This window comes from Sinorhizobium psoraleae (genome assembly GCF_013283645.1).
GTDB lineage: Bacteria > Pseudomonadota > Alphaproteobacteria > Rhizobiales > Rhizobiaceae > Sinorhizobium > Sinorhizobium psoraleae.
In genome coordinates this window covers 518984-530911 of sequence record NZ_JABEKV010000001.1, presented here as the reverse complement: position 1 = coordinate 530911, position 11928 = coordinate 518984, and the positions used below count along the sequence as shown (strand labels likewise).

The 11928-nt window shown below is 61.4% G+C and carries 11 protein-coding genes; 3 read left to right on the top strand and 8 right to left on the bottom strand.

What is annotated here, in order from left to right:
* Positions 1-3 precede the first annotated feature (3 nt).
* Both ILFOPFJJ_RS02400 and ILFOPFJJ_RS02395 read right to left on the bottom strand, forming a co-directional pair.
* On the bottom strand, positions 4-996 hold the full coding sequence (locus ILFOPFJJ_RS02400; protein WP_173508972.1) for an ABC transporter permease: 993 nt from the start codon (positions 994-996) through the stop codon (positions 4-6).
* A 94-nt stretch (positions 997-1090) separates the two neighbouring features.
* A complete protein-coding gene (locus ILFOPFJJ_RS02395) occupies positions 1091-2662 on the bottom strand; it encodes an ABC transporter substrate-binding protein (protein ID WP_173508971.1) in 1572 nt (523 codons plus the stop codon).
* Positions 2663-2851: 189 nt separating this feature from the next.
* On the opposite strand from ILFOPFJJ_RS02395, the gene ILFOPFJJ_RS02390 reads away from it, so the two are divergent.
* Complete coding sequence (locus tag ILFOPFJJ_RS02390; RefSeq protein ID WP_173508970.1) at positions 2852-3541, top strand: GntR family transcriptional regulator; 690 nt, start codon at positions 2852-2854, stop codon at positions 3539-3541.
* 35 nt (positions 3542-3576) lie between these two features.
* Complete coding sequence (locus ILFOPFJJ_RS02385) at positions 3577-5025, top strand: amidohydrolase family protein (protein WP_173508969.1); 1449 nt, start codon at positions 3577-3579, stop codon at positions 5023-5025.
* A 68-nt stretch (positions 5026-5093) separates the two neighbouring features.
* On the opposite strand, the gene ILFOPFJJ_RS02380 is transcribed toward ILFOPFJJ_RS02385, so the two are convergent.
* Positions 5094-5543 (bottom strand): hypothetical protein, encoded by a 450-nt coding sequence (locus ILFOPFJJ_RS02380; RefSeq protein ID WP_312032678.1) that lies wholly within the window; start codon positions 5541-5543, stop codon positions 5094-5096.
* A gap of 365 nt (positions 5544-5908) precedes the next feature.
* On the opposite strand from ILFOPFJJ_RS02380, the gene ILFOPFJJ_RS02375 reads away from it, so the two are divergent.
* Positions 5909-6436 carry a tetratricopeptide repeat protein gene (locus ILFOPFJJ_RS02375; protein WP_173508967.1) on the top strand — a complete coding sequence of 176 codons (528 nt, stop codon included), beginning with the start codon at positions 5909-5911 and terminating at the stop codon, positions 6434-6436.
* A gap of 139 nt (positions 6437-6575) precedes the next feature.
* On the opposite strand, the gene ILFOPFJJ_RS02370 is transcribed toward ILFOPFJJ_RS02375, so the two are convergent.
* From ILFOPFJJ_RS02370 to ILFOPFJJ_RS02350, 5 genes are all read right to left on the bottom strand, one after another.
* Positions 6576-7139 (bottom strand): hypothetical protein, encoded by a 564-nt coding sequence (locus tag ILFOPFJJ_RS02370; protein ID WP_173508966.1) that lies wholly within the window; start codon positions 7137-7139, stop codon positions 6576-6578.
* Positions 7140-7250: 111 nt separating this feature from the next.
* A complete protein-coding gene (locus tag ILFOPFJJ_RS02365; RefSeq protein ID WP_173508965.1) occupies positions 7251-8546 on the bottom strand; it encodes a DUF8689 domain-containing protein in 1296 nt (431 codons plus the stop codon).
* A gap of 14 nt (positions 8547-8560) precedes the next feature.
* Entirely contained in the window at positions 8561-9508 is a 948-nt protein-coding gene (locus ILFOPFJJ_RS02360) for a type II secretion system F family protein (RefSeq protein WP_173508964.1), read from the bottom strand.
* A 4-nt stretch (positions 9509-9512) separates the two neighbouring features.
* Positions 9513-10466 carry a type II secretion system F family protein gene (locus tag ILFOPFJJ_RS02355; protein ID WP_173508963.1) on the bottom strand — a complete coding sequence of 318 codons (954 nt, stop codon included), beginning with the start codon at positions 10464-10466 and terminating at the stop codon, positions 9513-9515.
* The gene (locus tag ILFOPFJJ_RS02350; protein ID WP_173508962.1) at positions 10463-11917 is read right to left on the bottom strand and encodes a TadA family conjugal transfer-associated ATPase; all 1455 of its coding nucleotides are present in this window, start codon (positions 11915-11917) and stop codon (positions 10463-10465) included. The genes ILFOPFJJ_RS02355 and ILFOPFJJ_RS02350 overlap by 4 nt, the downstream gene beginning before the upstream one ends.
* Between the last annotated feature and the right edge of the window lie 11 nt (positions 11918-11928).

The following is an 11928-nucleotide window of genomic DNA, read 5'->3' as shown; positions in this document are numbered from 1 at the left end:
TCCTCAGGCGCCACGCCCTGTCGCCCGGGTCTGGTGGGTGCGAAGGCGCGGATCGATGACGTTGTAGAGAAGGTCGACGCTGGTGTTGATGATGACGAAGAGCAGCGAGACCATGACGAGATAGGCCGCCATCACCGGAACGTCGGTGAAGTTGACCGCCTGGATGAACAGAGCGCCCATGCCCGGCCACTGGAACACCGTCTCGGTGATGATCGCGAAGGCGATGAGACCACCGAGCTGCAGCCCGAAAATCGTGACGACCGGGATCAACGTGTTCTTGAGCGCATGCCGGAAGTGGATCGTCCGATTGCGCAAGCCCCGTGCCCTGGCGAATTTGATGTAGTCGGCACGGAGTACCTCGAGCATCTCGGCACGCACCAGCCGCATGATGAGAGTGAGCTGAAACAGGCAGAGCATGAAGGACGGCAGGATCAGTGCCTTGAGCCCGGTGGCAGTTAGGAATCCGGTCGACCACCAGCCGATATCGATGACATCGCCGCGACCGAAGGACGGCAGCCAGCCAAGCCACACCGAAAAGACGAGGATCAGCAGGATACCGGTCACGAAGGTTGGCAGGGAAATGCCGACCAGGGAGAGGATCTGAAGGCCTTGGCTCAGCACCCCACGCGGCTTAAGCGCCGTGTAGATGCCGAGCGGAATGCCGAGCGCCAGCGACAGAATGGCCGCCACCAGCACCAGTTCGGCCGTTGCCGGAAACCGTTCCGCGAGCAGAGCGCTCACCGGACGGCTATTGCGGTAGGACACACCGAAATCGCCCTGCGCGGCATTCACGACGAAACGCCCGTATTGCAGGATCAACGGATCATCGAGGCGCAGTCGCTTTCGCACCTCCTCGCGCTGTTCCTGGGTCGCGTCCTGCGAGACGATGTTGTTCACGGGATCGCCGAGATAGCGGAACATCAGGAAGGCGATGAAAGCCACCGCGAGCATGACCATGACGGCCTGAAGAAGACGGCGGACGAGGAATACGAGCATCGACCCAACTCCCTTGGGGTCCGCCCGCGCCACGGTCGGTGCGGGCTGATCGTGAAAACGGCCCTGCCCGCTCACGGGGCAAGGCCCGTTTCGGCTACTTGATACGCGTGTACCAGAGGCGCAGCAGGTCGTCGGCGGTCTGTACGACCTCGACATTGTCACGCACGGCCCAGGACAGCGGCTGCTGGTGCAGAGGCAGCCAGGCAACCTCCTCCTCCGTGATGCCGAAGGCCTCGATCATCATCTGGCGGCGCTTGGCTTCATCGAGCTCGACGTCGATCTTCTTGGTCAGCTCATCGACCTTGGCGTTCTTGTAGTCGCCGGGGTTCCAGGTGCCCAGCTTGTCTTCCGGCGAATGCAGCATGGCGGAAAGCACGCTGAAACCGTCGAGCATCGGCAGCGTCGCCCAGCCGATCATGAACATGTCGGTCTGGCCTTCCTGCGCCTTCTTGAAGTGCAGCGTGCGGTCTTCGGTCACCAACTTGGCATTGAGGCCCACCTGCGCCAGCATCGCCGTCATCGCCTGGCAGACCTCCTCGTCGTTGACGTAGGCGTCGTTCGGGCAATTCATGTTGAACTGGAAACCGTCCGGATAGCCGGCTTCGGTGAGCAGCGCCTTGGCGGCCGCGGGATCATAGGGGAAGCGCTGGTTGAGCTTCTCGTCGAAGCCTGGCACTTCCGGAGCGATCTGCATGCCGGCGTTGCGGGACTTGCCGCGCATGATCTTGTCGCGGACGAGATCCATGTTGATCGCCTGGTAGACGGCCTTACGGACACGCACATCCTTGAAGGGATTGCCTTCGACATTCCCGTCGACCAGCTTGTCGCGCATGTTGAAGTTCATCATGATCGTGCGCAGTCCGGGCGATTCCAGCACCTTGGTGCCCGGATAGCCGGCGATGCGCTTGGCATCCTGCAACGGCGACGGCGTGATGATGTCGACCTCGCCGGAGAGCAGCGCTGCGACGCGGGTCGCGTCGGAGCTGATCGGCGTGTGCACGACCTTGGTGAGGTTGTGCTCCGGCTTGTCCCACCAGGCTTCATTGGCGACCAGAACCGTTTGCGCGTCCGGGCGGCGGCTTTCGAGCTTGAACGGGCCCGTGCCGTTGGCGTGCGTGGTGGTGTAGCCCTCTTCGCCGAGCTCGGCATTGACCGGCTTCACGGCGCCGTTCTTCTCCAGCCACTGCGCATCGAAGATTGCGATGTTGGTGAGATAATTGTTGAGCAGCGGCGTCGGGCCACTGAGGTGCAGATCGACCGTGTGGTCGTCGATCTTTTCCGCGGATTTCAGCGCCGGCAGGTTGCCCTTGATCGGCGACTTATCGTCGGTCGCGCGCATCAGCGACATGACCACGTCGTCGGCTGTAAAATCCGAGCCGTCGTGGAACTTGACGCCGTGGCGAAGCTTGTATCGGATCACGTCAGGCTTGACGACCTCCCAGGAAACGGCGAGCGCCGGCTCGATCTTCAGTTCCTTGTTGTAGCGCACCAATGGTTCGTAGACGTGCAGCAGGAAATTGATCGAAAAGCTGTCCGTCATTGAATGCGGATCGAGCCCATAGATGTCGCCAGCCGAAGCGTAACGAAGCGTGTTCGCGCCGGCAGCCCCAGCTAGGCCAAGCTGAACCAGCGCCGCCGCGGTCGCGGCGAGCAGAAACTTCCTCATGTAACTCCTCCCGTTCGGAACAATGGTCCTCTGGCGCTCGCTTTTGTGAGGCCGGATATAGTTCCTAAGGGTATTGCTGACATTCATACGACAGATTGTCAACAATCATCGCAAAAAATGTTGACAAAAATGCCGTTTCCGCTTGAATGGGGTCGAGGCGATTTTCGGCGCGCCGGGGAGGAATGCTGAATGGATATGGAAGCCGGCACACGGCCTGCGACGGATCAGGAAATCTACCAAAGACTTTGGAGCGCTATCGCCGAACGGCAGATCGGCCCCGGCACCAGGCTGAAGGAAGAGCAGCTTTCCGAGATCTTTTCGGCGAGCCGGGCCCGCATTCGCCAGGTGCTGCAGAACCTTGCGCGTGACGGCTTGATCACGCTCGTACCCAATCGTGGCGCCTTCGTCTCCCAGCCGTCCACCGAGGAGGCGCGAGATGTCTTCTTCGCCCGGCGGACGATCGAGGAACGGCTCGTCGAGAAGCTTTGCGCGACAATCGATGCCGGCGGCATCGACCGGCTCCGAAACCACGTCGAGGCGGAACGCCGCGCTCACTCCAACCGGGATATCGCCGCCGCCATCCGGCTTTCGGGCGCATTCCATCTCTTGATCGCCGAGCTGGCACAGTCGCAGATCCTCGCCGACCTGCTGCGGGACCTGGTTTCCAGAACGTCGCTGATCATGGCGATGTACCGGCAGAAGGACGTGCTGAACTGCGGCCCGGACGAGCACAACGCCATTGTCGACTGCATCGTCGCCCGCGACGCCAAAAAGGCGCTCGCCGTGATGCATCACCATCTCGCCCATATCGAGAACCAGCTCGACCTCGAGGCCGATCGCGTCGCAGCCCGGAATCTCGAAGACATTCTGGGCGCCTGAGCCCGATCTGGACAGAAAATCCGAAAGGGAATGACATGGAGCAGCCGGATATTCTCCTGCGCAACGTGACTGCCGTCACCGTGGACAACGAGCGACGGGTAATCGACCGGGCGTGGCTGGCCATTGCCGGAGACCGCATCGCGGGCATTGGCAGCGAGGCCGACGAGCCGCCGCGGGACGCCCGGGAAATCATCGATGGCTCCGGCATGGTCGCAATGCCGGGCCTTATCGACTGCCATTCGCATGCGGGGCACGGATTGGTGCGAGCTGCGGGCTGCGGCGACGTCGACCGCTGGTTCGAGGTCTGCGAGGCGATCTACGCCCGCGCGTCGACCGCCGACTTCTGGCGGGCGGAGGCGCGCCTGACACTGCTGGAGCGGCTGCAAGGCGGCGTTACGACGGCAATGACCCTGCTAGGCGGCGGCGCCGACATCATGCGCACCGACGATCCGACATTCGGCGACGCGCATTGCACGGCAACCGCGGAGGCGGGCCTTCGCACCATTCTCGCGGTCGGGCCAACCCGTCCGCCCTTCCCCCGCAGCTATCGCCGTTACGAGAATAATGATGGCCGGGATGTCGCCATTTCCTTCGAGCGCCAGTTGGAGGTGTGCGAAGACCTGATCGATCGCTGGAATGACGTGCTCGACCGCCGCACCGGCGTCGCGCTGGCAATGCCCGTCTACTATGCCGCCGATGTCGTGGAGGGGCCGGCACGCCGGCAAGTCAAGGACATGGGCGACGCGGTGATGGCCCTGCGCGAGCGCAAGAAGGTCCTCTTCACCCAGGATGGGCACCGCGACGGCTCGATCGCGCTCGCCCGCGATCTCGGTGTCCTCGGTCCATTCGCCCTGCTCGGCCACAGCGTCGATCTCACGTTGGCAGACTTCGAGGCTCTTGCGCAAACCGGCGCCTCCATCATCCACAGTCCAAGCGCGATCATGTCGATCTACGGTCGCTGCCCGGTTCCGGAACTGATCGATGCCGGCATCGTCGTCTGCCTCGGCTCCGATGCCGCCGCGCCCGATCGCGGTTACGACATGTTCCGCCACATGGCGCAGTGCATGCACTATCATCGCCGGCACTTCCGCGATCCAAGCTACCTGCCCCCCGGCAAGACCATCGAGATGGCGACGATCGACGCCGCTCGAGCGCTCGGCCTCGAAAGCGATCTGGGTTCGCTGGAAACCGGCAAGAAGGCGGATATCGTGCTCGTCGACATGCGCAAGCCCCATCTCTACCCGCCAGGCATGCCGGTCACGCGGCTTGCGCATTTCGCCAACGCCGCGGATGTCGACACCGTCATCGTCGACGGAAGGGTGCTCATGCGCGGCCGGCGCATCGAACATCTTGATACGGCGGATATTCTGGACTCCGCGGCGCGAGAGCAAAAGCTGGCTTTCGAGCGGGCCGGCGTGACCGGACTTTTTGCCGAACCGGCCTCCTATTGGAGATCAAGCCGGCTCGTCACCCAATCGCACTGATGTCGTCCCGCCTCTTCGCTGATCGGCAACGGTTATGCACCCGCAAAGGTGCGGCACAGTGGACCGCGCTATCTTACGCGGATACGCCGGATGATCGCGAAATGGCAGCAGACACAGGCGGCAAGGACGAGCACGAAAAGCGCAGACCCTAGCGGCGAATAGGCGGGCGGCAGGAAAGACCAGTCGCCGCGCAGCACCTGCGGCAGCGAGAGCCCAGAAACGCCGGCCTGGGCGATTGCGGCCCGCACCATGCCGAGCGCGGTAGCGATCAGGGCGACGTGCGCGTGGATGAAGCGCGTGCGCGGATATCGATCGGGCCGGATCGCCAGAAGGATTCCCAAAAGCGCTGCGAGCACCAGAATCACGGCGGCACTCCAAAGCCCGACGCCGGGAACGGCGAGAAGTATGAAGACTGGTTCGCGCATGACCGGAAGTATCGTCATGTAGAGCCACCAGGAGAATTCGCTCGCGGGATAATAGGCAAGCAGAACCATGCTGGCCAGAAACGCAGCCGCCAATGCATAAGCGCCACATGGGCCGAGTCGAAGGAACATTAGAACTGAAGCTCGCATTTGCAGGCATCCCCTTTGACTGGAGCGCGTCCGCGCGGACACTATTTATATATAAGGCGACGCTTAACTGGGGCTTACCGATTGTAGCTTTCTGTTCGGACCGCAACGACCTGACCTGCCAGCAATTGAGCCGGCAGATTGAAACCGTTCATGGCGATGGTCGCCGAACACGGCACCGCCTTGAGATGCGCGATGTGTCTCTTTAATGCGACTCATTGTTTCAATTCTTCATTTATTAGCATTTTTTTCGGAAGATTTTCCGTGAGTGCTTGCAGGCGCGAGGCTACTTTAGCCAAAAATCGGGGGAATAGATGGCAACTTCTCAGATCAGATCGCGGATCAGATGCCTTACCTTATTGCTCGCGGGCGGAATCCTGCTGGCCGGCTGCCAATCGGCCGCCCTCGACGACGTGGCGGCCTTCGGCGATAGCGCCAAAACACTCGAAGATGATTCGGCCGTAGCCTTCTACAAGAACGACGAGTTGGTAACCAAGGGAAAGCTGCAGTTCAGGGAGAAGAACTACGGTAAGTCCTACGCCATCTACAAGCGGGCCGTTGCGGTCTTTCCCGAAGACCCGTCCGCCTGGCTGGGCTTTGCCGCCTCCGCCGACATGATCGGCCGCTTCGATACCTCCGACCGTGCCTACCAGCAACTCTCAGGCATGATCGGAAACACGGCGGTCTACTACAACAATATCGGATACTCGCATCTTTTGCGTGGCGACTTGCCCAAGGCCCGGCGCTACTTCCTGAAGGCCTACGAACTCGATCCGGCGAACGAGACCACGGCCAGGAACCTGGAACTTATGAAAAACAGCGTGAAGTTCGCGCAACGATAGGGTGCGCGCAACGCGGTTCATGCGGGCCGAAGCGGACGGGCCAACGTGCCGCGCAAAGGCGCTTCCCCCATGTGACACGATTTTCGACCCTCGCCGCGAGCGGCTTTCGAAAAAAACGGATTCGGCGGAAACGCGCAGATCACCTCACCTTGCGCAGGATCAGTTTACCCTCGGGCGAGATTGAACGTTCGTAATGCGGCAGATCGGCAACGGAGACGCCTTGGGCGCCGGTCGGGCCGAGATTGTCTTCCGCGACCTGCAGTCCGGCGGAGAACGCATTGGCCGACGGCTCCAGCCGTTGTGTCACGCCCTTTCCGGGCGCGCTCATGATCAGGCTTCCGCCGGAGGCAACCAAGCCTGAACGCATGCCGGCGTCGAAATCGGCGACCTGTTTGCGCAGGCTCTCCAAACGCTGGCGAACGTTTGCCATGTCCTCGGCTTTGGCGCTTCGGGCGATATGCCGCCCCTGTTTGTCGACCAGTTCTTTCAGGCCATCGATGGAACGCTTGAGCGCGGCGAGGCTCTCGCGGCTGTCGGCCGCATTCTTTGCCGTGTAAAGAAGAATGCCGGCGTTCAACGGCAGGAGCAACAGCGCAAGCGCAATCAGGGACGCCCCTTTCGAGCGGCTCGGTTCTTTGGCCGGTCGCTCGACGCGTTGCTTCGCGCCGTCAGATTCGACATCGACATCCGGAATACTGGTCATCCGCATCACTCCGCCGCAAGCAGGATCAAGTCCCTGAATTCCATGCATCAGTATTTCAGGCATTCCTTAATAAGGTACGCACCCATTGGCTCCCGTATCCCGCTACGGATCCTAATCCAGCGTGAACACACCCTCCCATGCCCGTTCCAGCATTTCCAGCGAAGCCACCTTCGGCATCGCGTTGAACTCGCAATAGGATCCGATGAAATCCAAGAGGTATTTGGGATGGTAACAGGACGCCAGTGATTCGCCAGTGTATTTCCGATCGTAGAACAGCTCCAGGTCTCGCTCGCGCAGTTCTACCGCAACGTTCTTCGCATAGGTGCCGAAGATGCGGATATATTCTGCCCGCGAAGGAGTATTGACAAATATCTTGTACTTCAGCCGCCGCAGACCCGCTTCGTCCGAAAGGTCCTTCGGAGCAATGTTGGTGGAGAAGACAACGAGCTCGTCGAACGGAACCTTGAACTTCTTTCCCGTATGCAGCGTCAAGAAGTCGTAGCCGCGCTCGAGCGGCACGATCCAGCGATTGATCAACGCTTGCGGCAACACCTGCTGACGACCGAAATCGTCGATGATGAAGACGCCGCCGGATGCCTTGAGATGCATCGGCGACTCATAAACATTCGATCCCTCGTTGAAGGCCAGATCGAGCAGGTCGAGTGTCAGTTCACCACCGGTCTTGATCACCGGCCGCCGGCATTCGACCCATCGTTGGTCCGACTTCGGATATGGCACCGTTCCAACGGATTGATGGACGGCCTCGTCGTAGAAGCGGATGACATAGCCGCCAACCTCGACAGCATAGGGCACCCAGATCGTCTGTCGGAACAGACGCGACGTACGCTCGGCAATGCTCGTCTTGCCGTTGCCGGGTGGTCCGTAAAGCAGGATGGACTGGCCGGAGTTCATCGCCGGGCCGAGTTTTTCGACCAACGACGGCGATAGCACAAGGCCCTCCAGGCTCTCGATCAGAAGGTCATGCGTCACCCGTTCGTGGTGGATCGATTGCAAGCCGAGCTGCCGACAGAAGGCGTCGAGCGAAACCGGCGCCGGCCCCACATAGGACGATTGGCGGGAGGCGACGTGGGCGTATTCGAGACCCTTCATCGAAAGTGCGTAGCGTATGTCGGATCTGACATCGTCACCGGCGAGCCCCCGTGCCTCGAAATAGGCGAGCTTCACAAGCTCCTTGACCAGCAGATTGACCACCACCTTCGGCAGCTTCATCCGCTCCGCCAGATGCGATGGCGTGAGCGTGTCCTGTTCGGTCGCGCATTTCGCCGCCAACCGCAGCAGGAACGACAGTTCGAGCCCGGTTTCTTCCACGCTTGCCGCTGCTATCGGCATGCGTGGATCAAGCGTTGGAGCGAAATCTTCGCGGTCCTGGTTGAGCGAATATTGCATCGAGTCCTCGCTATTTAACCGCCGGGCGCCATACCGGCGAGAAGGCTGACCACGCGGATGACGACAGGCACAAGCACGATGACCAGGCTCACGGGAAACAGAAAGGCGCCGAGTGGCAGCAGCATCTTGATCGGCAGGGCGTTGGCCTTTTCCTCGGCGCGGACGATGCGAAGGTCTCGCATTTCCTTGCTGTAGACCCGGAGCGTCTGCGTGACGCTCGTTCCAAGCTCCTCCGACTGGCGGAAGAGAACCGAGAGAGCGCGCGCCTCGTCGATCCTCAGTCGCGCCGCGAGATTGGCAAGCGCCTCGCGCAACCGGCGCCCGCCGCGCACCTCCAGCATCATGATCGAGAGATGCAGCCCAAAATCCTGCTGCTTGGCGACGAATTCCCGCGCCACGCGGTTTGCTGCCGCTTCGATGCTCATGCCCGCGTCGAGACAGACGATCAGCATGTCCATGAAGTCGGGAAAAAGACGGCGGTAGTCGCGTTCCTTGGCGTCGCCGCGCCGGTCGATATAGATATTCACCAGGATGAAGGTGGCACCGGCCGCGAACATCGCGCCGAGGAGGGTCGCGAGGCGTGAAATCTCAGGAAAGAAGCGGTTGAAAGCCCAGACTGCCAGAACCATGACGCCGATGCATATGATCGCGCGGATCATCTGGAACGTCGTAACGGCGTTGGCGCTGAAATAGCCGGCTCGGATCAGCCGGTTCTGCGTGGAGTTGGGGTTGGTGTCACGACGGGTGATGTCGAAATACCGGCGGATCAGCCGGTTCTCCGCCTCGCCGAGATCGGCGATCGCTCCGTCACCGACATGCAGTTCGTCGCCTCCTGCCCTCGTCTTCGCTTCCGAGAGCCGGACGCCCACCTCGCGTCGGCGGAAAACCACCTCCGACGCGGCGGCAGAAAAAATCAGGACCGAGAAGAAGACGATGAGATAGATGCCGTACTCGTTCCACATGGCTTCAATACTCGAAATTGACCATTTTGTAGAGAATCACGTTCCCGATCCCCATGACGACCAGCAGAACCGTGACGATCGTCGGTCCATAGCCGCTCTGCCAGACGGGGTCGAAATAGGTCGGGGAAAGCGCCTTGATCATGGCGTAGAGAAGGAACGGATAGATCGACATGAAGATCGCCGTGATGCGCCCTTCCGAGGAGATCGCCCTGACCTTCGCCTTCAACATCGACCGGTCCCGCAATGTCTTCGAGAGGTTCTGCAGGATCTCGACGAGATTGCCGCCGGTTCCGGCCTGGACGCTGAGCGAGATCGCGAGCAGATTAAGGTCTTCCACCCCGACCCGATCGTTGAGATTCATGAGGGCATCATCGAGCGTGACGCCATAGGTCAGCTCGTCCGACAGGAGGCCGAACTCGGTACCGATCGGATCGGGCATTTCGCGCGCTACCAGCGAAATCGCCGCCGGCAGCGGATGCCCTGCCGCAAGGCTCCGGTTGGCGACGTCCAGCGCTTCGGGAAGTTTCTCGGCAAACTTGCGTATGCGCTTCGCCCGTACCCGCCAGATAACGAGTACGGGAACGAGCAGGCAGACCGCAAGGAAGATCGGAACCCGGATCAGGTTGCTCGGAACGAGAAATTGGAGGAGAAGCCAGACGACGAGAGCGCCGGCGACCCCATAAAGGGCAAACCGCTTCCCATCGAACTTGATGCCGGACTGAACGTAGTACTGCCTCAGCCGCTGCATCAACGGCAGGGATCGCCACTCGTTGTCCGCACCGCGTTGCTTCAGCATTTCGCGGTAGGTCTCGCGGTGATTCTCGCTCTCCGCGAGCAGGCTCAGGCGGTCGTTCACCGCCTTGTGACGTTCGGACGTCCGGAAGTAGCTGCGCAGCAGCGCTTCAACAAACACCAGCGCGGCAACGAATACGGCCGCGTAGAGCAGGATCAGGGTCATGGCTTGCTGGGCCCCGTCTGTAGTGGTTTCCCGGGTTCGAAGATCGCCGGAGGGATGATGATCCCGAGTTCCGCGAATTCCTCGACGAAGCGCGGACGCAAGCCGGTAGCGCGGAACTCGCCGTGGATGCGGCCGTTCTCGTCCGTCCCGATCTTTTTGAAGCGCATGATTTCCTGCATCTGCACGACCTCGCCCTCCATGCCGGTGATCTCGGAAACCGAGACGACCTTGCGGCTGCCGTCGTTCAAGCGCTGCACCTGGACGATGAGCGAGATCGCGGACGAGATCTGCGATCGGACACTCAGCTGCGACATCGGCATACCCGCCATGCCGACCATCTGCTCGAGCCGGCTGACCGCATCGCGCGGGGTGTTGGCGTGAATGGTCGTCATCGATCCTTCGTGACCGGTGTTCATCGCCTGGAGCATGTCGAAGGCCTCCTCGCCGCGTACCTCGCCGACGATGATGCGGTCGGGCCGCATGCGAAGCGCGTTTTTCAGGAGTTCACGCTGGCGGACCTCGTTGCGGCCGTCGAGCGTTGGCGGCCTGGTTTCCATCCGCCCGACATGCGGCTGCTGGAGCTGCAGTTCGGCGGCGTCTTCGATCGTGATCAACCGCTCCTTCGGCGAAATCTGCGAGGAAAGCGCGTTGAGCAGCGTCGTCTTGCCCGAACCGGTACCGCCGGAGATGATCATCGAAACCCTGCCCTTGACCGCCGCGCTCAGGAGTATGCGCATCGCATCCGCCATCGCGCCGTATTCGACGAGACGCTCCAGCGTCAGCGGCTTGCGCGTAAACTTGCGGATCGAGACGAGTGGCCCGTCGACCGAGATCGGCCTGATGGCGACGTTGACGCGCGAGCCGTCCTTGAGGCGGGCGTCGACCATCGGCGTCGCTTCGTCCACGCGGCGGCCGACGGCCGAGACGATCTTGTTGATCACCCTGAGCAGGTGGTCCTCGTCCTTGAAGCGAACCGCCGTGCTTTCGAGCTGGCCACGCCGCTCGACGTAGACGCTGTTGTGACCGTTGATGAGGATGTCGGCCACCGACTCGTCCGCCAGCAGCGGCTCGATCGGCCCGAGGCCGAGCATCTCGTCGGTGATGTCACGAACCAGATCGTTGATTTCCCTGGCATTCAAGGGAGAGTTGTTCCGGCGGATATAATCCTTCACCAGCGGCCGGATTTCGGTGGCGATCTCTTCGTCGTCGAGCGTATCGAGAATGCCGAGATTGATGTGGTCCAGGAGATGGCGATGCAGGTTGACCCGCTCTGAAACCATATCCAGGCCGAGCGGCGACTCTTCCTTCACCGCAGCCGTCGCCTGGGCAGCCGTCACGTCCGGCGCAGGCGCAAACGCGGCCGCATCGTTGGAGGCAATGTCTGCAACGTGCTGGCGCTCCACGCCTTGCAGTGGCTGCTTATAAAAGCGCCCTATGAATCCGTTCGCCATCAGCCCTTCCC

Coding starts and splice junctions, on each gene's coding strand:
- ILFOPFJJ_RS02395 (WP_173508971.1), bottom strand. CDS start 2,662: ATGAGGAAGTTTCTGCTCGCCGCGACCGCGGCGGCGCTGGTTCAGCTT.
- ILFOPFJJ_RS02360 (WP_173508964.1), bottom strand. CDS start 9,508: ATGTGGAACGAGTACGGCATCTATCTCATCGTCTTCTTCTCGGTCCTG.
- ILFOPFJJ_RS02375 (WP_173508967.1), top strand. CDS start 5,909: ATGGCAACTTCTCAGATCAGATCGCGGATCAGATGCCTTACCTTATTG.
- ILFOPFJJ_RS02385 (WP_173508969.1), top strand. CDS start 3,577: ATGGAGCAGCCGGATATTCTCCTGCGCAACGTGACTGCCGTCACCGTG.
- ILFOPFJJ_RS02390 (WP_173508970.1), top strand. CDS start 2,852: ATGGATATGGAAGCCGGCACACGGCCTGCGACGGATCAGGAAATCTAC.
- ILFOPFJJ_RS02350 (WP_173508962.1), bottom strand. CDS start 11,917: ATGGCGAACGGATTCATAGGGCGCTTTTATAAGCAGCCACTGCAAGGC.
- ILFOPFJJ_RS02355 (WP_173508963.1), bottom strand. CDS start 10,466: ATGACCCTGATCCTGCTCTACGCGGCCGTATTCGTTGCCGCGCTGGTG.
- ILFOPFJJ_RS02365 (WP_173508965.1), bottom strand. CDS start 8,546: ATGCAATATTCGCTCAACCAGGACCGCGAAGATTTCGCTCCAACGCTT.
- ILFOPFJJ_RS02400 (WP_173508972.1), bottom strand. CDS start 996: ATGCTCGTATTCCTCGTCCGCCGTCTTCTTCAGGCCGTCATGGTCATG.
- ILFOPFJJ_RS02370 (WP_173508966.1), bottom strand. CDS start 7,139: ATGACCAGTATTCCGGATGTCGATGTCGAATCTGACGGCGCGAAGCAA.